Source organism: Achromobacter sp. CF-sbj1-Ac2-l, assembly GCF_052698165.1.
This window is the reverse complement of the sequence record NZ_CP199855.1, coordinates 5,311,147-5,331,414: the sequence shown is the minus strand read 5'-3', so window position 1 is coordinate 5,331,414 and position 20,268 is coordinate 5,311,147. Positions and strand designations below refer to the sequence as shown.

The following is a 20,268-nucleotide window of genomic DNA, read 5'->3' as shown; positions in this document are numbered from 1 at the left end:
TATTGCCCGGCAGGCCGGCGTCATTTCATGGCGCACTGGGCGGCGTACTGGTCCGAGACCTTGGACAGGTCGGCGAAGATCGGGCCCTTGTTGACGAAGCCGACCTTGCCGTCCGCGCCCGCCGCCACGTCGGCGCGGAAGAAGCCGGCCGCCGGGAAGTGGTTCGGCTGGTAGCGGAATTCGCCGCGCACCGACTGGAAATCGGCCGCCTCCAGCGCCTTGCGCAAGGCTTCCTTGTCGTCGGTCTTGCCGCCGGTGCGCTTGAGCGCCGAGCCGATGAGTTGCGCCGCGTCCCACGACTGGGCCGCGTAACTGGACGGTTCGCGGCCGTACTTCTGGCGGAAAGCGGCGGCGAAGGCCTTGTTGGCGGCGTTGTCCAGGTCGGGCGAGTACGGCACGTTGGTGACCGCGCCGAGCGCGTCCTTCTGCAGCGCGGGCAGGGTGGCGCCGTCGATGGTGTCGACCGACAGCAGGGGGATCTTGTCGAACAGGCCCGCCTGGCGGTACTGCTTGATGAAGTTCACGCCCATGCCGCCGGGAAAGAACACATAGGCGGCATCAGGCCTGGCGTCGGCCAGCGCGGCCAGCTCGACCGAGTAGTCGGGCTGGTTGACCTGGGTGAAGACCTCGTTGACCACCTCGCCCTTGAAGAAGCGCTTGAAGCCGGCCATGGCGTCCTTGCCGGCCTGGTAGTTGGGCGCCAGCAGGTAGACCTTCTTGAAGCCCATCTGGTTGGCCATCTCGCCGCTGCCTTCGTGGCGCTGGGTGTTGTTCCACGAGGTCGAGAAGAAGAACGGCGAACAGTCCTTGCCGGCCAGGTTGGTGGGGCCGGCGTTCGAGCCCACCAGGAACACGCCGGCGCCGGTGACCGGCCGCGCCACCGCCAGCATCACGTTGGAATACACCACGCCGGTGATGATCGGCACCTTGTCGCTCTGCACCAGCTTGCGCGCGGCCTGCACGCCGACCTCGGGCTTGAACTGGTCGTCTTCCTTGATGACCTGCACCGGCACGCCGCCGAGCTTGCCGCCGCCCTGTTCGACGGCCAGCATGAAGCCGTCGAGCTGGTCCTGTCCCAGCACCGAGCCGGGCCCGGTCAGGGTGGTCAACAGGCCGATCTTCACATCGGCCCAGGCGGCGGCGCCGGGCGCCAGGGCGACGGCCGCGGCGGCGGCCAGCAGATGGATGCGTTTCATGGTGAATCCCCTTGCGTTGCCGTGTCTCACGGTCATGGTTGGCGGGCGGCTCAGCGATCCAGCCCGAAGAACGTCTGCGTATTGGCCGACAGGATCTTGTGCTGCACCGCGGGCAGCAGGTCGGAATTCGACACCAGCCGGCCGACCTCCTGCTCGCCCAGCGGATACGGATAATCGGAACCGAGCAGCACGCGGTCCTCGCCCATCACGTCGATCAACAGCCGCAGCGAGCGCGGATCGAACACGGCGCTGTCGACGTAGAAGCGGTCGGTGTACGACGAGGGCGGCTGCGGACAGTCCTGGCGCACGATGTCGCGGTGGCGCCAGGCGTTGTCCACGCGTCCCAGCAGGAAGGCGAAGCTGCCGCCGCCGTGGGCGAAGCACAGCTTCAGGCTGCGCGGAATGCGCTCGAACGCGCCGGACAGGATCAGCGACAGGATGCCCAACTGGGTTTCGGCGGGCATGGCGACCAGCCACGGCAGCATCCAGCGCTTCATGCGGCCGTCGGTCATCATGTCCCAGGGGTGCACCAGCACCGGGATGCCTTCGTTGGCGCAATGCACCAGGAACTGCACCAGCGTGTCGTCGTCCAGGTCGCGCGGGCCGACGTGGTTGCCGATCTGCACGCCCAGGTGGCCGGCGGCGCGGGCGCGCGAGGCCTCGCGGCAGGCCAGCTCCAGGTCCTGCAGCGGCACCTGCGCCAGCGCCTTGAGGCGGCCTGGCGCGAAGGCGCAGTGCTCCAACGCCAGATCGTTCATGCGCGCGGCCCAGTCGGCCGCGGCCCGCGCGGGATAGGCGTAGCCGAACATCACCGGCGTGGCGCACAGGATCTGCAGGTCGACGCCGTGGCGGTCCATCTGTTCGACGCGCAGGGCCGGGTCCCACAACGTGGCATCGACCGGGCGGAAGGGGCGGTCGCCGGCCATGATCTGGCCGGTCGAGCCATCGCCGTCGCGCCGCAGCCAGGGCGCGTCCACCGGGTCCAGCGCCGCTGCTTCCTGCCGCGTGATGGGCGGGAAGAAGTGCGCGTGCATATCGATTTTCAGGGTCATAAAGAGGGCGGATGACAGGTTGGGGGCGTCAGGCGGGCGACGGCTGCGCGGCGGGGGCCTGCGCCTTGCCGGGGTGGAGCGCGCCGCAGCCGGGGCAGGTGCGCTTTTCCTCGCTGGAATAGAAGGCCTGGAACAGCGGCGGCAGGTCTGTCACGATGCTTTTGAGCTGCACCTCGACGCGGTGCACCAGGTGGCCGCAATGCGGGCAATACCATTCGAAGCCGTCCAGCAGCCCCTGCGGACGCTGGCGCTCGATCACCAGACAGGCGCTGCCGGTCTCGGGGCGCTGCGGCGAATGGCGCACGTGCGGCGGCAACAGGAAGATGTCGCCTTCCTTCAGGTCGACCCGTTCGGGCTTCCCGTCGATCCACAGCGAGAGCCAGGCGTTGCCGCGTACCTGGTAGAAGAACTCTTCCAGTGGATCGTCGTGGTAGTCGGTGCGCAGGTTGGGGCCGCCGACCACGGTGACGATGAAATCGGCGTCCTGCCAGATCTGCTGGTTGCCCACCGGCGGTTGCAGCAGGTGGGCATGGTCCTGGATCCAACGCTGGAAATTCAGGGGCGGGCCATAGGCGGGCATGACGGTCTCCGGGAGGCGCTTGCGGACTTCGTTGAAGGCAAGTCTAGGCGGGGGAAGGGGCCGCGGCACAATAGAAATTGCGCGGTTGGATATGCGGGGTATCTATCGCGGGGTTTCCCTGAACGGGATATCCCGGATGCGGTGGCCGGCGCTCAGGCGCCGGCGGGGCGCTGCGCCGCGATCTGCTTCAGGTACTCGACCAGCCGCAGGCAGGCCGGCGTCAACGGCCGGTCGGCGCGGATCGAATAGCCGACGTCGCCAAACGCGCCGAAGGCGTCGGTGGGCAGGCGCGTCAGCACGCCCATGGCCAGGAACTGGGCCGCGGCGTCGTAGGGCATCAGCGCCAGCGCGTCGCTGTGCATCAGGATGCCGATATTGGTCAGCAGCGACAGCGATTCGACGTGGCGCGTGGGCAGCCGCACGCCGGCATCGAAGAAGCTGCGCTCGATCGAGGCGCGCAGCGGCGAGGTGGGCGCGGGCAGGATCCAGATGTGGTCGGCCAGCTCGGCCAGCGTCACGCGCGCCGCGCCCGCCAGCGGATGGCGCGCGCCGGCCACCAGGCACAGGTCCTCGCGATACAGCATGTGGTGGTCGACGGCGACGCCCGAGATCGACGCCATGTCGGCGCCCGGCAGGCGGCCCACCACGATGTCGACGTCGCCGGTGGCCAGTGCCGGCAGCAACTGCGCCGACGGCCCCTCGCGCACCGTGACCTGGATGCCGGGGTGCTCGGTCATCAGCCGCGCGATGGCCTCGGGCAGCAGCTTGGCCGAGGCCGCGATCAGTGTGCCCACCACCACGTGGCCGCTGGCGCCGCCCAGCACCGCGTCGATGTCGTCGGCCATGTAGCGGATCTCGGCCATCATGGCGTGCACGCGGCGCCCCAGCACCAGCGCGAGCTCGGTCGGCGTGACGCCGCGGTTGGAGCGCTCGAACAGCGTCGCGCCGAAGAACGCTTCCAGGTCGTGGATGGCCTTGGTGACGGTGGGCTGGGTCAGGTGCATGTCGCTGGCGGCGCGCGACAGCGAGCGGCGCGCCAGCACGCGCTCGAAGATCTGCAACTGGTGCAGCTTGAGTTTGTGGCTGAGCGCGTTGGGCGTGATGCGGAAGTTCGACATGCGCGCGGCCGTCCCGGCGGGGCGGCGATCCTGTTCCGAAGGCGAAGCCGCAAGGCGGTCAGGCGCCATGGCCGCGCGCGCCGCTCAGCGCGCCTGCGGCTTGTAGGCCACCGCCTTGATCTCAATCAGCAATTGCGGGTGCGGCAACTGATGCACCGCCACGGTGGTGCGCGCCGGTCCATCGGCGTCGAAGAACTCGCCGTAGACCTGATTGTAGCCACCGAAGTCGTTCATGTTGACCAGGAAAGTACTGATCTCGACCACGTCCGCCAGGCCCGCGCCGGCGCTGGCCAGGATGTCGCGGATGTTCTCGATCACCGCGCGCGTCTGCGCGCGGATGTCGAGCGTGGTGGTGCCCATGGCGTCGACCTCGGCGCCGGCGATGCGGTTGTCGGGCAGGCGCGAGCTGGTGCCGGAGACGAACAGGAAGTCGCCGGCGCGCTTGATGTGGGGATACTTGCCGCGCGGCGTGGCCTTGCCGGCGACGACGGTGGCGCGGGTGGAAGATGAGGTCATGGCGGTGTCCTTGAAGGCGCTGTGGCTCACAGCTTGATGCAGACGTTGGTGGGCTCGGTATAGAAATGCAGCGAATGGCGGCCGCCCTCGCGGCCGATGCCGGACAGGCCGCTGCCGCCGAACGGCGTGCGCAGGTCGCGCAGGAACCAGCAGTTGACCCAGGCCAGCCCCACCTTCATGGCCTGCGCGACGCGGTGGCCGCGGGTCAGGTCCCGTGTCCAGACGGCGGCGGCCAGGCCGTAGCGCGTGTCGTTGGCCAGGCGGATGGCCTCTTCCTCGGTGTCGAACGGCGCCACGTGGCAGACCGGGCCGAACACTTCTTCTTTTATGCAGCGCGCGCTCTCGGGCAGGCCGGTCCAGATGGTCGGCTGCACGTAGGCGCCGGCGTCGCGCGCATCGCCGAATACCGGGACGCCGCCGCCGGTGACCACGGTGGCGCCTTCCTCGCGCGCCAGGGCGAAATACGACAGCACCTTTTCCCGGTGTTCGCGCGACACCAGCGGCCCCATGCCGGTGTCCGCGTCATCGGGCCAGCCGATGCGCAGCGCCCGCGCGCGCTCGGCCAGCGCGGCGACGAAGCGTTCGTAGATCGGGCGCTGCACGTACACGCGTTCGGTGCACAGGCAGACCTGGCCGCAGTTGGCGAACACCGAGCGCGCGGTGCCGTCGACCGCCGCCTCGAAGTCGGCGTCGGCGAACACCAGCGCCGCGTTCTTGCCGCCCAGCTCGAACGACACCGGCTTCACGCCCGGCGCCACGGCGCGCATGATGGCCGCGCCGGTGGCTGATTCGCCGGTGAAGGTGATGCCGTCGATGTCCGGATGCGTGGTGATGAACTCGCCCGCCGAGCCCGGCCCGAAGCCATGCGTCAAGTTCAGCACGCCGGGCGGAAGCCCCGTATCGTGCGCGACCTCGGCCAGCAGCGTGGCGGTGGAGGGCGTGACCTCCGACGGCTTCATGATGACGGTGTTGCCGAACGCCAGCGCCGGCGCCACCTTCCAGGTCAGCAGCAGCAGCGGCAGGTTCCACGGCGAGATCACGCCGACCACGCCCAGCGGCTTGCGGTAGGCGTAGTTCAGCGCCTGGCGGCCGTCGGGCGTGTCGGTCATGTAGCTTTCCATGTCCAGCGTGCGCGCCAGCTCGGCGAAGGTTCGGAAGTTGGCGGCGCCGCGCGGAATGTCGATCTGGCTGGCCCAGGAGACCGGCTTGCCGGTGTCGCCGATCTCGGCCTGCAGGAAATCGTCGAAGCGGCGGCTGATGCCGTCGGCCAGCGCCAGCAGTTGGTCGGTGCGCTGGCCCACCGGCAGCGCGGCCCAGGCGGGCAGGGCGCGGTGGGCGGCGGCGACGGCGCGGTCGACCTGCTCGCGGCTGGCTTCGTGCGCCTGGGCGATCAGCGCGCCATCCACCGGGCTGTGTTTGTCGAAGGTGGACGCGCCGTCTTCGAAGCGGCCATCGATGTAGTTGCGCAACTGGCGGATCGTCATGATCGGGATTCCGGGAAGGGCCGAGAGGGAGGCTGGCGATAATGTACGTATACGTACTATTATGCGGATATTAGGCAGCGCCCGGCGCGAAGTCAATGCAGGGTTTTGCCCCAGGAGGGCCGGCGTGGGTGGGCAGGCCGCCTGCCGCGGCGCGGGCTGGCCGCCACGCGGGACCCTCGGGGCAACGCCAGCCCCGGCCTACAATCGCCAGGCCCTCTCCATGGAACGCCCGATGACCGTTTCCCGTTCGACCTCACGTCCGGCCCCGCCCCGCGCCTTGCGCGAATTCGACCTGACCCACGTGGCCTCGCACCTGCTGCGCCGCGCCCATTTCCGGGCCGAGGCGCTGTTCGCCCAGGCGTTTCCCGACGAGGACCTGACGCCGCGCCAGAAGGCCCTGCTGATCACGGTCTACCAGAATCCGGGCGCGACCCAGAACCGGGTCGCCGAACTGATCGCGCTGGACCGCAATTCCTTCGCCGAAATGATCGCCCGCATGAGCGCCAAGGGGTATGTGCGGCGCACGCGCTCTGCCGAGGATGGCCGCGCCTATGCGCTGGAGATCACGGACGAGGGCATGGCGCTGCTGGCGCGGGTGTTGCCGCGTGATGCGCAGGTGGAGGCGCAGGTGCTGGCGCCGATCCCTGAGGAACTGCGGCCCGTGTTCCTGCGCTGCCTGCGCCTGATGGCGGGGCTGGAATCGCCCGAGGCGCCATGAGGGAAAAGGAGCGGGAAAGGCTCGCGTCCAGCGCAGCGGGTGACGGACGCGGCGCCTGGTTCAGGGCGTGTCCGACGGCGGTGATGCCGGAGGCGCCGATGCCGGCACGGACGCCGACGATGTCGGTACGGCGGACGCTGGATCCGCATCCGAAGCCTTGGAGGCCGCGGGCGTCTTGGGCCGAGCCTCGCGCCCGAACCGCAGCGCGAACTGCCGCGTGAACACCGCGCCGAAGAAGAAGATCTGCGCCGAGTAATAGATCCACAGCAGCAGCGCGATCAGCGAGCCGGCCGCGCCATAGGCCGACACCGCCGCGCCCCGGCTCAGGTATACGCCGATCCCCCACTTGCCCACCAGGAACAGCGCCGCCGTGACGATGGCGCCGGGAATCACGTCGCGCCAGGAGATCCGCGCGCTCGGCAGCAGCTTGAAGATCACCGCGAACAGCGCCACCACCACCGAGAACGAAAACAGGCTCGACGCCCAGTCGGCCGCCGTGGCGAAGGCCGAGGCGGTCCACAGGTCGCCGTAGTACTTGCGCGCGGCGCCCAGGGCCGCGTTCACGGTCAGCGAGACCAACAGGAACAGCGCCAGCACCAGCACCAGGCCGAACGACAGCATCCGGCTGCGCACCATGCCCTGGATGCCGCCCTTCTGGTTGCCGGACACTTCCCACAACTCGTCCAGGCTGGCCTTGAGCTCGGCGAAGGCCGTGGTGGCGCTGAAGATCAGCACGAAGATCGAAATCAGCGCCGCGATCCAGCCGCCGCCGGATTCATGGGCGCTGGCCAGCACCGTCTGGATCACTTCGGCGCCGCGCTCGCCGGTCAGGTCGCGCAGCGACGCGAACAGCTCGGACCGCACCGCGTCTTCGCCGAAGAAGGCGCCGGCCACCGCGATCACCAGGATCAGCATCGGCGCCAGCGAGAACACCATGTACAGCGCCAGCGCCGCGCCCTTGCTGGAGGCGCGGTGGGTGGACCATTGGTTGGCGGAATCCATCAACAGGCCGCCGATCTCGGACGGACGCAGGGCACGCAGGCTTTGGGGAAGGCGCATGGGTCTGGGTGGTTGCGGGCGAACCCCCATTGTAGGGACTGCGCCGCTCGCTGCCCGCCTGTAAACGTAACAAGTCTGCGCGGCGCCTCTGGCGCCGCCGTCCGCGACCTTGGCTAGCGCGCCTTTTCCTTCTCGTAGGCCAGGTAGTCCAGGTGGATGCCGATGTGATCCGCCAAGTATTTCGCGTCATGCCAGACGCCCCAGATGAAGGACGAGGAGCGGTTGGTCTGGTTGGGCAGGCCGAGGAAGTAAATGCCCTTTTCCGAGGTGATGCCGCGCTTGTGCACCGGATAGCCGTGGTCGTCGAGAATATCGGCCTCGATCCAGCGGTAGTCCACCTTGAAACCGGTGGCCCAGACGATGGACGTGATTCCCGCCTGGGCCAGATCCAGCGCCAGGATGGGGTGCTTGAGGCATTCGGGATCGTCGAGCAGGCGCCAAGCCTCCGGTTCGGGCGGCAGGTCCAGGCCATTCTGCTCGATATAGGCGTCGGCCTCGCGCAGCACCTCGAAGTAGTCGGCGTCGCCTTGCGCGATGTTGCGCGCCAGGCCCTCTTCGAATGTCATCACGCCCTGCTCGAATGCGCGGGTGATGCCGACCAGTTGGATGCCCTCGTGAGCCATGCGGCGAAAGTCGATGGTCTTGCCGTTGTCGTAGCCGCTGACGGCGAAGGCGACGTGTTCGCGCTTGGGCTTTTTCCGGACCTCGTCCCACATGCCCAGCGCGCCCAGCCACCAGCAATAGTCGCGTTCACGGTAGGCGCGCGGCGGACGGTAATGCTCGCCCACCGACAGGTAGACCTGGCGGCCGGCGCGGCGCAGTTCCTCGGCAATCTGCGAGCCCGATGCGCCCGCGCCCACGACCAGCACCGCGCCGTCGACCAGTTGGCCAGGGTTCTTGTAGGCCGACGAGTGGATCTGCTGGATACCGGCCTGCGCTGGCACGATCTCGGGGTAGTGGGGGATCTGGAAGGCGCCGGTGGCCACGACCACGTGGCGGGCTTCGATCTCGCCGGCCGAGGTGGCGACGGTAAAGCCAGGGCGCTTCTGGTTGCGCCGGACCCGCAGCACCTCCACGCCGGTGCGGACCGGCGCGTTGATCATGCGGGCATAGTCCTCGAAGTAGCGCGCCATGCGCTCCTTGGGCGGGAAGACGTCGGCGCCGACGTCATCGAACTTCAGGTGGGGGAAGCGGTCGTGCCAGGCCGGGCCGTTGGCCACCAGCGAGTCCCAGCGCTCGGAGCGCCAGCGTTCGGCGATGCGCTTGCGTTCCAGCACGATATGGTCGATGCCCATCGCGCCCAAGTGTTCGCTCATTGCGATACCGGCCTGTCCGGCGCCAATCACCAGGGTATTGGTTGTTTCCACTGACATGTTTTCCTGAGAAGTATCGAGGCCGGCGTCGCGGAACGCCGCGGCATCGTCGCCTGGGACATGAGCGCGTTCGCTCATGGATGAGGCGCAGTGTGGGGCAGATGGCCGCGCTTGATAACTTGGTTTTTTGGACGCTGGGCTTAGGAAAAAGCAAATCACTGCCGGCGTGAGCCGGAACCCCGGCGTTTCGTTTTTTCCGATGGCCCGCCTCGGTATCCACAAACGGCCGGCCGCGCCGGCCTCCCGTATGCTGCAAGCCATGCCATCGCCCGGCGCGCCGCCGCCACGCGCGCCGCGCGCCGGGCGCAGTCCCCGTCGAATCCTTCCGAGCCGCCATGCAGAACAGCCCTTTGTCCCCGAAATCCTCCAGCGCGGTCAGCCTGGAAGGCGTGGTCAAGAAATACCGCCAGCAGACCGTGTTGCAGGAACTGTCGCTGAAGATCCGGCGGGGCGAATTCCTGACCTTGCTGGGACCGTCCGGTTGCGGCAAGACCACCCTGCTGAACCTGATCGCGGGCTTTGCCGAGCCCGACAACGGGGAAGTCTTTATCGAAGACCAATTGGTGACTGACCTGCCGCCCTACCAGCGCCAGATCGGCATCGTGTTCCAGAACTATGCGCTGTTCCCCCACATGACGGTGGAACGCAACATCGGCTATGGCCTGCGCATGCGCCGCCTGCCGGCCGACGAGATCGCCGAGCGGGTGCGGGAAGCCATGGCGCTGGTCAAGCTCGACGGACTGGGCGAGCGCCGACCGCGCGAATTGTCCGGCGGTCAGCAACAGCGCGTGGCGTTGGCGCGGGCGCTGGTGATTCGGCCCAAGGTGTTGCTGCTGGACGAGCCGTTCTCCGCGCTCGACAAAGGCCTGCGCGGCGCCATGCAGGTGGAGATTCGCGAGATCCAGCGCCGCCTGGGCGTCACCACGGTGTTCGTTACGCATGACCAGGGCGAGGCGCTGGCCATGTCGGATCGCATCGCGGTGATGTCGGCGGGCGTGATCCGGCAGATCGCCACGCCCGATGAGCTCTACCGCAATCCCCAGGACCCGTTCGTGGCCTCGTTCCTGGGCGACGTGAACATCCTGCCCGCCCACTATCACGGCGCCGAGTCCGACGGCATCCTGCTGCGGCTCGGGGCTGGCCTGATCCGCGTGCCGCGCGAGCGGCTGGTGGGCGGTTCGCACGAGGGCCGCCGACTGGACATCTACGTGCGGCCGGAACAGATCCGGTTGGAACACCTGCACGGCGAATCGGTGCTCAGCGGCACCGTGGTCAATCACGTGTTCCAGGGGGACCACATCGATTCCTATATCGACGTGGATATCCCCGTGGCGGGCCGCCAGCGGGTCATGGTGCGCAGCGCCGGCCTGGAGGCGCCGCGCCAGTGGCCGGTGGGCGCGGTGACCGGCCTGGCCTTGCCGGGGCAGGGCGTCAGCGTCTTCGACGCGTCGTGATCGCCATGTCGATGCCGCCTTCCGCCATGCGCGCCATCGTCGCGCGCGAACCGGGCGATGCCGATGTCCTGATGTTCGCCACCCGGCCCGTGCCGACGCCCGGACCGGGTGAAGTGCTGTTGCGCGTGCGTGCCGCCGGCGTCAACCGGCCCGACATCATGCAACGCCAGGGGCTGGCGCGCCCGGCCGAAGGAGTGACCGACGTGCTCGGCCTGGAAGTGTGCGGCGAGGTGGCGGCCTGCGGCGCGGGCGTGCCCGAGGCGCTGCGCGGGCGACGCCTCATGAGCCTGCTGCCGGGAGGCGGTTATGCGCCGTGGTGCGTGGCGCGTCTGGATCATTCGTTGCCGGTGCCTGACGCTGTCGATGATGACGCCGCCGCCGCCTTGCCCGAAGGCCTGTTCACCCTCTGGCACAACCTGTTCGAGCTTGGCCGCCTGCGCATGGGCGAGACCGTGCTGATCCACGGCGCGGCCGGCGGCATCGGCACGCTGGGGATCCGCATGGCGCATGCGGCGGGGGCCCGGGTCATCGCCACCGCTGGCCGCGCCGAGCGCCTGCCTGCCCTGCGCGAGATGGGGGCGGTCGAAGCGGTGTGCTATCGCGATACGGACTTCGTGGCCACCTGTCGCGACCTGACCCAGGGGCGTGGCGTTGACGTGGTGCTGGACGTGGTCGGCGGCGACTATGTCGCGCGCAACCTGCAGGCGCTCGCGTTCGGTGGCCGTCATCTCAGCCTGTCGTTCCTGCAGGGATCCACGGTCACGCTGGACCTGCTGGCGTTGATGCAGAAGCAGTTGAGCCTGCACTCCTCGACGCTGCGGCCGCAGAGCGCGACGGAAAAGACGCGCATGGCCCAGGCCATCACTCGCCACGTACTGCCGCTGGTGGCCGATGGCCGCGTGGCGCCACGCGTCTGTGCCCGCCTGCCGCTGGCCGAGGCCGCGACCGCGCACCGCCTGCTCGAAAGCGGCGAGGTGTTCGGCAAAGTGGTGCTGCGTCCTTGAGGCCCGCCGCCCGTCCGATTGTTCCGTGACTTCCGATAAGGCTCCCGACCATGTTGAAACTGCTCTACGCCCCGACCTCCCCCTATGTGCGCAAGGTCATGGCCTGCGCCCACCTGGCGGGGCTGGCCGGCCGGATCCAATGGCTCGAAAGCGCGGCGCATCCCGTGCGCCGCGACGACCGTATCGCCGCGCACAACCCGCTGGCCAAGGTCCCGACGCTGATCCTGGAGGACGGCACCGCCCTGTACGACAGCCGCGTCATCTGCGAGTACCTGGCCGACCTGGGCGCCAGCGCCGACCTGTTTCCCGCGGCTGGCGCGCGCCGCTGGCAGGCCTTGACCCGCCAGGCGTTGGGCGATGGCCTGCTCGACGCCGCCCTGATGGCGCGCTACGAACACACGGCACGGCCAGCAGAATTCCAATGGCCCGCCTGGCGCGAGGCGCAATTGGTCAAGGTGGCGGCCTGTCTGGACGCGATAGAGCAATGCGCGCCGATGCTGGCCACCCGCGCGCCCACCATCGGCGAAGTCACCCTGGGCTGCGCCCTCGGCTATCTGGACTTCCGTTTTCCAGAGTTGGACTGGCGCGCCCGCCATACCGCCGCCGCACGCTGGGAAGAGGCGTTTTCCGCCCTGCCAGCGATGCAGGCCACGCTTCCCCACGACACTTGAGGCAACGCGCCATGACGTCTTCCCCCGCCAATGCCGGCTTCGCGCCGGACTCGACCCTCTGGTTCCTGAACGGCCCCAACGCCAATCTGTATGGGTTGGACGCCAACAAGACCTACGGCAGCGACAGCTTCCCGGTGCTGCGCGAGCGTTGCGAGCGCAAGGCTGCCAGCCTGGGCCTGGGTCTGCGTTTCCTGCAATCCAACCACGAAGGCCAACTGGTCGACTGGATCCAGGAAGCGCGCGGCCAGGCGCCCGGGCTGATCATCAATGCCGCCGGCCTGACCTATTCCTCGGTGCCGATCCTGGACGCGCTACTGGCGTTTCCGGGCCGCATCATCGAGGTGCACATGAGCAACATCTGGCGGCGCGAGTCCTTCCGCCACCATTCGTATGTGTCCAAGGCGGCCGACGGCGTCATCGCGGGCCTGGGCGGCGATGGCTACGAGCTGGCCATCGAGGCCATGGCACGGCTGATCGCGCGCGCGCAATGAGGGCATGGCCATGTGCGAAGATGACGTGACGCCCTCCGGCGCGCTGGTGTTCTACAGCGAGTTCGACGATTTCGCCACCTGGCGCCGGGCGTTGCAGGCCCGCCTGCCGGCCTTGCGCATCCTGCATTCCAGCGAGGTGGGGGATCCGGCCGGCATCCACTATGCACTTGCGTGGAAGCCGCCGGCCGGATTCTTCGCCCGCATGCCCAATCTGCGCCTGATCATCAACCTGGGCGCAGGCGTGGATTCGCTGGTCGGACGTGACGACCTGCCTGCTGGTGTTCCGGTCACGCGCATCACCGATCCGGAGATGGCGCGCATGATGGCGGGCTATGTGCTGTTCGCCACGCTGCGCCACGCCCGCGATATTCCCTGGTTCGAGCAGGCGCAGCGCCGGGGACAGTGGGCCTACCGCCATCCGCGCGCGCCGGCCGACACCCGCGTCGCGGTGCTCGGCCTGGGTGAACTGGGCGCCTATGCGGCCCGCGAATTGCAGCGCCAGGGCCTGACGGTGCTGGGCTGGTCGCGCAGCCCGCGCGATATCGAAGGTGTGCAGTGCCACGCCGGCATGGAGACGCTCGACTCGGTCATCGCGCAGGCCGATATCCTGGTGGTCATGCTGCCGCTCACCACGCAGACGCGCGGCCTGCTCGACCGCCAGCGGCTGATGCGCCTGCCGCGTGGCGCGGCCCTGGTCAACGTGGCGCGCGGGGCGCTGGTCGACCAGGCCGCCATGACCGACCTGCTGCAAAGCGGACATCTTGGCGCGGCCACGCTGGATGTCTTTGAACGGGAACCGCTGCCAGCGGACGACCCGCTGTGGCGGATGGACAATGTGCTGATCACGCCGCACCTGGCGTCGGTCGCCATTCCGGCCTCGGCGGCGGCGCAGATCGCCGACAACATCCTGCGGGTGTCTGGCGGCCAGGCGCCGCTGCGGCAGGTTGATGCGGGACGCGGTTATTGACGGCTATCGCGGCAAGGCAAGAGAAAGCGCGGGAATCCCATCCCGCGCTTTTTTTTCCACGGCCGGGGTCAGCGCGTGTCCTCGATATTGAGGATGCGCCCCAGTCCCAGGAAATAGTTGGCGAAGGCCAGCAGGCCCGCCGTCACCGCGATGTAGACCACCGACAGCGCGGCCAGCGTGGGGTCGGCGAATTCGCGCACATAGTTGTACATGGACACGGGCAGCGTCTGCGTGGCCTGCGTCGTCACGAACAACGATGCGGTGAATTCGCTGAATGACATGATGGCGGCAAACAGCCAGCCGCCGAACAGGCCGGGCGCCAGCAGGGGGATGGTCACCGTGGCCATGACTTTCAACGGCGAAGCCCCCAGGCTGGCGGCGGCCTGTTCCAGCCGTTCATCGATGTTCTCCATCGAGACGTAGACGCTGCGCATGACGAAGGGCAGCACCAGCATCACGTGGCATAGGATCACCAGGGCATAACCGCGATTCACGTCGAGCTGGGCGGCCAGAATCAGCAAACCGAGTCCCAGCGTGAAATGCGGAATCACCAGCGGCGAGAGCAGGATCGCCTGCAGCAGCTCCTTGCCGGGGAACCCCATGCGCTTGACCGCGATGGCCAACGCGGTGCCGATGAACAGGGCCAGCGTCGAGGTCCAGGCCATCACGATCAGGCTGGCGCGAAATCCCTGCTGGAAATCGGGATATGTGAACACCCGCGTGTACCAGCGCAGCGACCAGCTTTGCGGCGGAAAGGTCAACAGCGCCTTGTCGTTGAACGACGCCAGCGTGACCACGAACACAGGCAGCAGCACGAACGCCAGGATCACGCAGATGAGCAGCGGCGCGCCCAGGCGCAGCGGCAAAGGGGGTTTGAAAGCCATGTCAGTGGGCTCCGATTGCCTTGAGGCGCTTGGTGGCGCGGCCGAGCAGAAGCAGCGCCGCGACCGTCAGGGCCAGGCCGCTGATGCTCAGGCTGGCCGCCAGCGGGAAGTTCATCGAGGAGAACCCCAGTTGGTACACCAGGGTGGAAACGGTGGGCACGCGGCCGCCGCCGATCATCTGCGGCGTGGCGAACGCGCTGAAGGTCCAGGCGAAGGCGGTCGTGATGCTGGCGATGATGCCCGGCATGGACAGGGGCAGCGTCACTGTGAGAAAGGTGCGCACCGGCCCCGCGCCCAGACTTTGGGCCGCTTTTTCATAGTCGCGGTCGATGTGCGAGATGGCGGTGGCCAGCATCAGCACCACCACCGGTATCGTCACGTGCACCAGCGCGATCAATACGCCCAGGTGCGTGAACATCAGGTTCAGCGGCTGCTCGATCAGGCCGAGCTGGCGCAGCAGCGTGTTGAGGAAGCCGTTGTTGCCCAGCACGATGATCCACGAATAGGTGCGGACGATCTCGCCCAGGAACAGCGGCGTGATCGAGATGATCAGGATGCAGGATTTCAGCAGCCGGTTGCGTACGCGCACCAACGCGTAGGCCAGCGGGTACGCCACCAGCAGCGAGCACACGGTGGTCTCGATGCTGAGCAGCAGGGTGTTGATGAACGCCGACAGGTAGATCGACTTGCCCAGCCCCGAGAAGTTGGCCAGCGTCAAGCCGCCGACTTCCATCGAACCGGGGATGAAGGCGCGCACGCTGAATTGCAGCACGGCGGCCATCGCCACGACGATGCACAATGCGATGAGGCCCGCCGGCGATATCAGCCATCCTCTCAGGCCGGAGCGCGTGTTCATGGATCGTATGACTTCCGTTTGAGGTTGCTTGCGGAAAAGGTTCACGTCCCGGCCTGGGTGGCGGCCGGGACGCGGGCGTGGCGCGCGGCGGCGCCGCGGCCGTCAATTCATGAGGTTCTCGGTGAACCACTTGCGCCAGGTCGCGGTCTTCTCGGCGCGCAGCTTGTCGTCGATGACGATGGCCTGCTTGTCCCATTGCTCCTTGGTGGTGAACACGCCGGGCAACGCGGCATCCTCGGCCGAGACCTTGGCATTGGTGACGACCGGGCTGGCCTTCTTGTAGGCCACGATCTTGGATTGAACCTCGGGCGAGAGCGCGATGTTCATGAATTTGTAGGCCAGGTCGGTCTTGGCGCTGCCTTTCATGATGCCCATGGTATCGATGCCGAGCACGGCGCCTTCCTTGGGCATCGCGACCTTGATCGGCACGCCCTGGCCGATCATGTAGTAGGCGTTCATCGACAGCAGGATCTGCACCGGCGTTTCACCCGTGGCCATCAACTGCTGGCTGTTGGCGTCGTTGGTGTAGAACGCCTTGAAATTGGGCTTGAGGGTCTTGAGCTTGTCCGTGCCTTTTTCCCACGACGCGGCATCGCCGCCCGATAGCAGGGCGGCCACGGTGATGATGTGGCTGGGGTCGAAATCGGGGGCCGACAGCTTGCCCTTGAGGGCGGGATTCCACAGATCGTTCCAGCTATCGAACTTGATGTCCTTGGGGACCAGGTCGGGCCGGTAGCCGATCGTGTAGACGTACGCCCAACTGCCCACGTGGTAGGGGCTGACCTTGGCGCGATCCACCAGGTTGGCGTAGTTCGGCAGCTTGGCGGTGTCGAGCTTTTCGAACAGGCCGCCGTCGACGTACAGCCAGCCGATGTGCGAGGTGGTGAAGGTGATGTCGCTTTCGGGCGTCTTGGCCAGCTTGGCCTTGTTCAGCCGGTCGATGGTGCCGCCGGTGACGTACTTGACCGGTACGCCCGTCTGGCGCGTGAATTCCTTGCCGATGTTCTCGTCGATCAGGTCGCGGAAGCTGCCGCCCCAGGTGCTGACCACGAGCGCGTCCTCGGCCCAGGCCACGTTGGCCAGCAGGACGGTGGAAAAGAGACCGACTGCCGTAAGTTGTCGAATCATTGCAAACCCCTTGAATGTTTTGTGCCCGCCGAACGCCGCCGACCGGAATCCAGATGATGGGAGAGCCGTGCGGCAGCGGCCAAGTCGCCTTTTCCTTAGGCCTGGCTCGCAATTCCTGAGGCGCCGCGTAAACCCGGATGGCCCGGCCCGGGTCATGGTCCGGGTCGGAATTTCCGAGACCGGCCCCCGGAAAAAACAAATAGGCGCGGTCCGGCGCCGGGTCCGAAGATGGGCATCCCTGCCGTTCCCGTGGGAGCGGCCTTCGCCCGGCGCCATGCGCTGGCCCCATTTTTTCGAGAAGCCATGAAACACAAGCGCATCCGCACCTTCAACACCAAGGCGACCTATCCGGAACAGAACCTGGACAATGATCTTTGCCAGGCAGTGGTCGCCCGCGGCAGCACCGTGTTCCTGCGCGGGCAGATCGGCCAGAACCTGGAGACCTCGGAGAGCGTGTGCATTGGCGACGCCGCCGGCCAGGCTGAACAGGCCATGGCCAATATCGCCATGCTGCTCAAGGAAGCGGGGGGCGAACTCGAGGACATCTGCAAGATCACCATCTACATCATCGATCCGCGCTATCGCGAGGCCGTCTACCGGGTGGTGGGCCGCTGGCTCAAGGGCGTGTTTCCGGTGTCGACCGGCATCGTGGTGTCGGCGCTTGCCCGGCCCGAGTGGCTGGTCGAGATCGATGCCACCGCCGTGATCCCCGACTGACCGAGCCCGGAGGCCCGACCATGACCTTCTCGATCATTGCCCGTTGTCCGGCATCCGGCCAGTTCGGCGCCGCCGTATCGTCGTCCTCGCCCGCCGTCGCGTCGCGCTGTGTGCGCGTGCGCGCGGGGGTCGGCGCGGCCGTCAGCCAGAACATCACCGATCCGGCGCTCGGGCCCATGGCCCTGGACCTGATGGCGGCCGGGCAGACGCCGGCACAGGCATTGGAGCAACTGCGGCAGCGCCCGTTCATCGACTATCGCCAGTTGATGGCGATCGACGCCAGCCATCCACCCGCCATTTTCACGGGCGCCAGCGCGCTGGGCACGCTGGCCGCCGTGACGGGCGAGCATGCCGCGTGCGCCGGCAACATGCTGGCTTCGCCCGGGGTGCCGGGCGCCATGTTGGCGGCCTTCGAACAGGCCGAGGGCGTGCTCGCCGAACGCTTGATGCAGGCCCTGCTGGCCGGACAGGCCGCCGGCGGAGAGGCTGGGCCAGTGCATTCGGCCGGCCTGCTGGTGTGCCAGGACCTGGACTGGCCGATGGTGGATCTGCGCCTGGACTGGGTGGAGGAGAGGCCGGTCGAGGCCCTGTATGCGGTCTGGAAAGTCTATGAGCCACAGATTCCCGCCTATCTGACCCGCGCCCGCGATCCGCGCGATGCGCCGAGCTTCGGCGTGCCGGGAGACCTCTGAACGGGACGACGGCGGCGATGGAGGAAATCCTTGCCCGGGGTCGGCGGCTGAGGGGATACTTTGCAAGCACCCGCCCGCCCTGGCCGGTTTTCTGAATCCGCTTCCCCACCGCACCATGCTCAATCGCATTTCCCTCCGGCAGATGGAGTACTTCGTGGCGACCGCCAAGCACGGGAGCATCGCCGCCGCCTCCGCGCAGATCCATATCTCGCCGCCCTCGATCTCGGCTGCCATCGCCCACATCGAGGCGGAACTGGGGGTGCAGTTGTTCGTGCGGCATCCCTCCAAAGGGTTGGCGCTCACGCCGCTGGGCACGCAGGTCATGCAGGAATGCGAAGACCTTCTCGAACGCGCTTCCAGACTGTACGAGATCGCCTCCAATTCCAATGACACCATCCAGGGCGTGCTGCGCGTGGGCTGCTTCCAGCCGCTTGCTCCCATGATCGCGCCCGAGGTCATCTTCGGCTTCTCGCGCGCGTTCGAGAAGGTCGAACTGCACATGGCCGAGGGCGACCAGCAGGAGCTCATCAACCGCTTGCATCTGCTGGAAATCGATCTGGCCATCACCTACGACCTGCAACTGGGCGACGAGATCCACTTCGAGACGCTGGCGCACATGCCGCCGCACGTGCTGGTGAGCGAACTGCATCCGCTGGCGCAGCAGATTGCCGTGACGCTGGACGAACTGGCCCAACTGCCGATGGTGTTGCTGGACCTGCCCATGAGCCGCGAATACTTCCTGTCGCTGTTCGCCAAGGCCGGCCTGGAGCCGAACATCGTGGCGCGTTCCCGATCCGAGGACGTGGTGCGCTCGATGGTCGCCAACGGCATCGGCTACGCGCTGTTCAATGTGCGCCCCAAGTCGAGCCAGTCGCTCGACGGCAAGCGCCTGGTCCGGCTGCGGCTGGCGGGCGAGCACCGGCCGATGCTGCTGGGGCTGGCCACCTATCGGCCGATGAAGCCCTCGCGGTTGACGCAGGCCTTCATGCAACGTTGCCGCGCCTACATTTCCGATCAATACATTCCGGGCATGAGCGCGGCCAGCTTCTTCGATCCCTATATCTCCGGCCCGGCCGACGCCCCGCCTTCTTCCTGAGTGCCCCATGAGTCGTCTTCTCCCGCCCGACAGTCTGGCCCTGCTGCGCGAATTGATCGCGTTTCCTTCCATCACGCTGACTTCCAATGCGAGCCTGATGGACCGCGTGCAGGAGGTGCTGGAGCAAGCCGGCATCGCCTCGATGCGGGTGCCGGATCCGCGGGATGCGACGCGCTGCAATCTGTACGCCAGCGTCGGCCCGAGCGATGTGCCCGGGATCCTGTTGTCGGGCCATACCGACGTGGTGCCGGTCGAGGGCCAGCCCTGGACCACGCCGCCTTTCGAAGCGAGCGAGCGCGACGGCCGGCTGTACGGCCGCGGCGCCGCCGACATGAAAGGTTTCGTGGCCTGCGCGGTGATGGCCATGGCGCGCGCCGCGCGACGCCCGTTGAAGCGTCCGTTGTCGCTGGCGCTGTCGTTCGACGAGGAGATCGGCTGTGTCGGCGTGCGCCACCTGCTGCGCGAGCTGGAGGGCCTGGAGCCGCAGCCACTGTTGTGCGTGGTGGGTGAACCCACGCTGATGCAGATCGGGACCGGCCACAAGGGCAAGGCGGCCTATCGCGCGCATTGCTGCGGGCAGGCGGGCCATTCCGGCCTGGCGCCGCGCTTCGTCAATGCCATCCATACCGCCACCGACCTGGTGGGCGCGCTGCGCGACGTGCAGCGCGAGCTGGCCGAGCAGGGCCCGCGCGAGGAGGGCTACGCGATTGCCTACTCGACCGTGCATGCGGGCACCATCCGGGGCGGGACGGCGTTGAATATCGTGCCGGCCGATTGCGAGGTGGATTTCGAGATCCGCAATGTGGCCCAGGACGAGCCGCAGCGCATCCTGGCGCGCGTGCTGGAACGGACCCGGGCGCGGATGCGCGAGGCGCAGCCCCTGGCCGACGCCGCGCTGCCCGATATCGTGCCGGGCAACGCCTATCCGGGCCTGTCTGTGCCGCCGGATTCACCCGCGGTGCGCCTGCTGGCCTCGATGCTGCCGCCGGGCACGCCATGCACCAAGGTCGCCTTCGGCACCGAGGGCGGGCTGTTTGGCCAATTGTGGGCGCGCACGTCGGTGTTGGTGTGCGGCCCCGGCAGTATCGAAGTGGCCCACAAGGCCGATGAATACGTCGAGATTTCGCAGATCGAGGCCTGCGACGCCATGCTGGCGCGCCTGACCGATTACCTCTGCGGCTGACGGCGGCCCAAAAAAGAAAAACCCCCGGG

At 67.7% G+C, this 20,268-nt stretch carries 21 protein-coding genes; 10 read left to right on the top strand and 11 right to left on the bottom strand.

Translation table 11 applies throughout. The features are described from left to right. Positions 1 to 20: 20 nt before the first annotated feature. The 6 genes from ACUDCK_RS24465 to ACUDCK_RS24440 form a co-directional block, all read right to left on the bottom strand. Positions 21 to 1,196, bottom strand: coding sequence for an ABC transporter substrate-binding protein (locus ACUDCK_RS24465; RefSeq protein WP_054500721.1), 1,176 nt, complete (start codon positions 1,194 to 1,196; stop codon positions 21 to 23). A 50-nt stretch (positions 1,197 to 1,246) separates the two neighbouring features. Next, positions 1,247 to 2,248 (bottom strand): amidohydrolase family protein, encoded by a 1,002-nt coding sequence (locus tag ACUDCK_RS24460; protein WP_175167076.1) that lies wholly within the window; start codon positions 2,246 to 2,248, stop codon positions 1,247 to 1,249. Between the two features lie 28 nt (positions 2,249 to 2,276). After that, on the bottom strand, positions 2,277 to 2,828 hold the full coding sequence (locus ACUDCK_RS24455; protein ID WP_049076093.1) for a 3-hydroxyanthranilate 3,4-dioxygenase: 552 nt from the start codon (positions 2,826 to 2,828) through the stop codon (positions 2,277 to 2,279). 152 nt (positions 2,829 to 2,980) lie between these two features. Further along, positions 2,981 to 3,946: a LysR substrate-binding domain-containing protein gene (locus ACUDCK_RS24450; RefSeq protein ID WP_244976860.1), complete on the bottom strand. Its 966-nt coding sequence runs from the start codon at positions 3,944 to 3,946 to the stop codon at positions 2,981 to 2,983. A gap of 84 nt (positions 3,947 to 4,030) precedes the next feature. Continuing rightward, positions 4,031 to 4,462, bottom strand: a complete 432-nt coding sequence (locus ACUDCK_RS24445) for a RidA family protein (protein WP_059273102.1) — start codon at positions 4,460 to 4,462, stop codon at positions 4,031 to 4,033. Positions 4,463 to 4,488: 26 nt separating this feature from the next. Continuing rightward, positions 4,489 to 5,946 carry a 2-hydroxymuconic semialdehyde dehydrogenase gene (locus ACUDCK_RS24440; RefSeq protein ID WP_175167078.1) on the bottom strand — a complete coding sequence of 486 codons (1,458 nt, stop codon included), beginning with the start codon at positions 5,944 to 5,946 and terminating at the stop codon, positions 4,489 to 4,491. Positions 5,947 to 6,178: 232 nt separating this feature from the next. Here ACUDCK_RS24440 and ACUDCK_RS24435 point away from each other — a divergent pair, with 232 nt between their 5' ends. Beyond that, positions 6,179 to 6,664 (top strand): MarR family winged helix-turn-helix transcriptional regulator, encoded by a 486-nt coding sequence (locus ACUDCK_RS24435; RefSeq protein ID WP_238907799.1) that lies wholly within the window; start codon positions 6,179 to 6,181, stop codon positions 6,662 to 6,664. Positions 6,665 to 6,724: 60 nt separating this feature from the next. Here the strand turns inward: ACUDCK_RS24435 and ACUDCK_RS24430 are convergent, their stop codons facing one another. Together ACUDCK_RS24430 and ACUDCK_RS24425 are read right to left on the bottom strand one after the other, a co-directional pair. After that, positions 6,725 to 7,723, bottom strand: coding sequence for a YihY/virulence factor BrkB family protein (locus ACUDCK_RS24430; protein WP_049076086.1), 999 nt, complete (start codon positions 7,721 to 7,723; stop codon positions 6,725 to 6,727). A gap of 113 nt (positions 7,724 to 7,836) precedes the next feature. Continuing rightward, the gene (locus tag ACUDCK_RS24425) at positions 7,837 to 9,096 is read right to left on the bottom strand and encodes a flavin-containing monooxygenase (RefSeq protein ID WP_063582050.1); all 1,260 of its coding nucleotides are present in this window, start codon (positions 9,094 to 9,096) and stop codon (positions 7,837 to 7,839) included. Between the two features lie 350 nt (positions 9,097 to 9,446). Between ACUDCK_RS24425 and ACUDCK_RS24420 the strand changes: the two genes are divergently transcribed. From ACUDCK_RS24420 to ACUDCK_RS24400, 5 genes are read left to right on the top strand one after another with little or no spacing between them, the layout of a single operon-like run. Beyond that, entirely contained in the window at positions 9,447 to 10,550 is a 1,104-nt protein-coding gene (locus ACUDCK_RS24420; protein WP_231891659.1) for an ABC transporter ATP-binding protein, read from the top strand. A gap of 5 nt (positions 10,551 to 10,555) precedes the next feature. Then, on the top strand, positions 10,556 to 11,554 hold the full coding sequence (locus ACUDCK_RS24415) for an NAD(P)H-quinone oxidoreductase (RefSeq protein WP_175167079.1): 999 nt from the start codon (positions 10,556 to 10,558) through the stop codon (positions 11,552 to 11,554). Between the two features lie 50 nt (positions 11,555 to 11,604). Further along, positions 11,605 to 12,225: a glutathione S-transferase gene (locus ACUDCK_RS24410; protein ID WP_175167080.1), complete on the top strand. Its 621-nt coding sequence runs from the start codon at positions 11,605 to 11,607 to the stop codon at positions 12,223 to 12,225. An 11-nt stretch (positions 12,226 to 12,236) separates the two neighbouring features. Next, complete coding sequence (locus ACUDCK_RS24405) at positions 12,237 to 12,716, top strand: type II 3-dehydroquinate dehydratase (protein ID WP_049076081.1); 480 nt, start codon at positions 12,237 to 12,239, stop codon at positions 12,714 to 12,716. Between the two features lie 4 nt (positions 12,717 to 12,720). Beyond that, positions 12,721 to 13,683 carry an NAD(P)-dependent oxidoreductase gene (locus tag ACUDCK_RS24400; RefSeq protein ID WP_175167081.1) on the top strand — a complete coding sequence of 321 codons (963 nt, stop codon included), beginning with the start codon at positions 12,721 to 12,723 and terminating at the stop codon, positions 13,681 to 13,683. A 68-nt stretch (positions 13,684 to 13,751) separates the two neighbouring features. On the opposite strand, the gene ACUDCK_RS24395 is transcribed toward ACUDCK_RS24400, so the two are convergent. From ACUDCK_RS24395 to ACUDCK_RS24385, 3 genes are all read right to left on the bottom strand, one after another. After that, positions 13,752 to 14,567 carry an ABC transporter permease gene (locus ACUDCK_RS24395; RefSeq protein WP_049076077.1) on the bottom strand — a complete coding sequence of 272 codons (816 nt, stop codon included), beginning with the start codon at positions 14,565 to 14,567 and terminating at the stop codon, positions 13,752 to 13,754. Between the two features lies 1 nt (position 14,568). Then, on the bottom strand, positions 14,569 to 15,423 hold the full coding sequence (locus ACUDCK_RS24390; protein ID WP_175167082.1) for an ABC transporter permease: 855 nt from the start codon (positions 15,421 to 15,423) through the stop codon (positions 14,569 to 14,571). A 102-nt stretch (positions 15,424 to 15,525) separates the two neighbouring features. Beyond that, positions 15,526 to 16,551, bottom strand: coding sequence for an ABC transporter substrate-binding protein (locus tag ACUDCK_RS24385; RefSeq protein WP_175167083.1), 1,026 nt, complete (start codon positions 16,549 to 16,551; stop codon positions 15,526 to 15,528). A 303-nt stretch (positions 16,552 to 16,854) separates the two neighbouring features. Between ACUDCK_RS24385 and ACUDCK_RS24380 the strand changes: the two genes are divergently transcribed. The 4 genes from ACUDCK_RS24380 to argE all read left to right on the top strand — a co-directional run bounded on the left by ACUDCK_RS24380 (position 16,855) and on the right by argE (position 20,239). Further along, a complete protein-coding gene (locus tag ACUDCK_RS24380; protein ID WP_063582047.1) occupies positions 16,855 to 17,268 on the top strand; it encodes a RidA family protein in 414 nt (137 codons plus the stop codon). A gap of 20 nt (positions 17,269 to 17,288) precedes the next feature. After that, positions 17,289 to 17,960 (top strand): DUF1028 domain-containing protein, encoded by a 672-nt coding sequence (locus ACUDCK_RS24375; protein ID WP_100503297.1) that lies wholly within the window; start codon positions 17,289 to 17,291, stop codon positions 17,958 to 17,960. Between the two features lie 115 nt (positions 17,961 to 18,075). After that, a complete protein-coding gene (locus ACUDCK_RS24370) occupies positions 18,076 to 19,056 on the top strand; it encodes a LysR substrate-binding domain-containing protein (protein WP_049076070.1) in 981 nt (326 codons plus the stop codon). A 7-nt stretch (positions 19,057 to 19,063) separates the two neighbouring features. Continuing rightward, complete coding sequence (gene argE / locus ACUDCK_RS24365; protein WP_175167084.1) at positions 19,064 to 20,239, top strand: acetylornithine deacetylase; 1,176 nt, start codon at positions 19,064 to 19,066, stop codon at positions 20,237 to 20,239. Positions 20,240 to 20,268 lie beyond the last annotated feature (29 nt).

Bases quoted from the DNA above. Each gene is read 5' to 3' on its own strand.
- ACUDCK_RS24465 (WP_054500721.1), bottom strand. From the start codon at position 1,196: ATGAAACGCATCCATCTGCTGGCCGCCGCCGCGGCCGTCGCCCTGGCG.
- ACUDCK_RS24460 (WP_175167076.1), bottom strand. From the start codon at position 2,248: ATGACCCTGAAAATCGATATGCACGCGCACTTCTTCCCGCCCATCACG.
- ACUDCK_RS24455 (WP_049076093.1), bottom strand. From the start codon at position 2,828: ATGCCCGCCTATGGCCCGCCCCTGAATTTCCAGCGTTGGATCCAGGAC.
- ACUDCK_RS24450 (WP_244976860.1), bottom strand. From the start codon at position 3,946: ATGTCGAACTTCCGCATCACGCCCAACGCGCTCAGCCACAAACTCAAG.
- ACUDCK_RS24445 (WP_059273102.1), bottom strand. From the start codon at position 4,462: ATGACCTCATCTTCCACCCGCGCCACCGTCGTCGCCGGCAAGGCCACG.
- ACUDCK_RS24440 (WP_175167078.1), bottom strand. From the start codon at position 5,946: ATGACGATCCGCCAGTTGCGCAACTACATCGATGGCCGCTTCGAAGAC.
- ACUDCK_RS24435 (WP_238907799.1), top strand. From the start codon at position 6,179: ATGACCGTTTCCCGTTCGACCTCACGTCCGGCCCCGCCCCGCGCCTTG.
- ACUDCK_RS24430 (WP_049076086.1), bottom strand. From the start codon at position 7,723: ATGCGCCTTCCCCAAAGCCTGCGTGCCCTGCGTCCGTCCGAGATCGGC.
- ACUDCK_RS24425 (WP_063582050.1), bottom strand. From the start codon at position 9,096: ATGTCAGTGGAAACAACCAATACCCTGGTGATTGGCGCCGGACAGGCC.
- ACUDCK_RS24415 (WP_175167079.1), top strand. From the start codon at position 10,556: ATGTCGATGCCGCCTTCCGCCATGCGCGCCATCGTCGCGCGCGAACCG.
- ACUDCK_RS24410 (WP_175167080.1), top strand. From the start codon at position 11,605: ATGTTGAAACTGCTCTACGCCCCGACCTCCCCCTATGTGCGCAAGGTC.
- ACUDCK_RS24405 (WP_049076081.1), top strand. From the start codon at position 12,237: ATGACGTCTTCCCCCGCCAATGCCGGCTTCGCGCCGGACTCGACCCTC.
- ACUDCK_RS24400 (WP_175167081.1), top strand. From the start codon at position 12,721: ATGGCCATGTGCGAAGATGACGTGACGCCCTCCGGCGCGCTGGTGTTC.
- ACUDCK_RS24395 (WP_049076077.1), bottom strand. From the start codon at position 14,567: ATGGCTTTCAAACCCCCTTTGCCGCTGCGCCTGGGCGCGCCGCTGCTC.
- ACUDCK_RS24390 (WP_175167082.1), bottom strand. From the start codon at position 15,423: ATGAACACGCGCTCCGGCCTGAGAGGATGGCTGATATCGCCGGCGGGC.
- ACUDCK_RS24385 (WP_175167083.1), bottom strand. From the start codon at position 16,551: ATGATTCGACAACTTACGGCAGTCGGTCTCTTTTCCACCGTCCTGCTG.
- ACUDCK_RS24380 (WP_063582047.1), top strand. From the start codon at position 16,855: ATGAAACACAAGCGCATCCGCACCTTCAACACCAAGGCGACCTATCCG.
- ACUDCK_RS24375 (WP_100503297.1), top strand. From the start codon at position 17,289: ATGACCTTCTCGATCATTGCCCGTTGTCCGGCATCCGGCCAGTTCGGC.
- ACUDCK_RS24370 (WP_049076070.1), top strand. From the start codon at position 18,076: ATGCTCAATCGCATTTCCCTCCGGCAGATGGAGTACTTCGTGGCGACC.
- argE (WP_175167084.1), top strand. From the start codon at position 19,064: ATGAGTCGTCTTCTCCCGCCCGACAGTCTGGCCCTGCTGCGCGAATTG.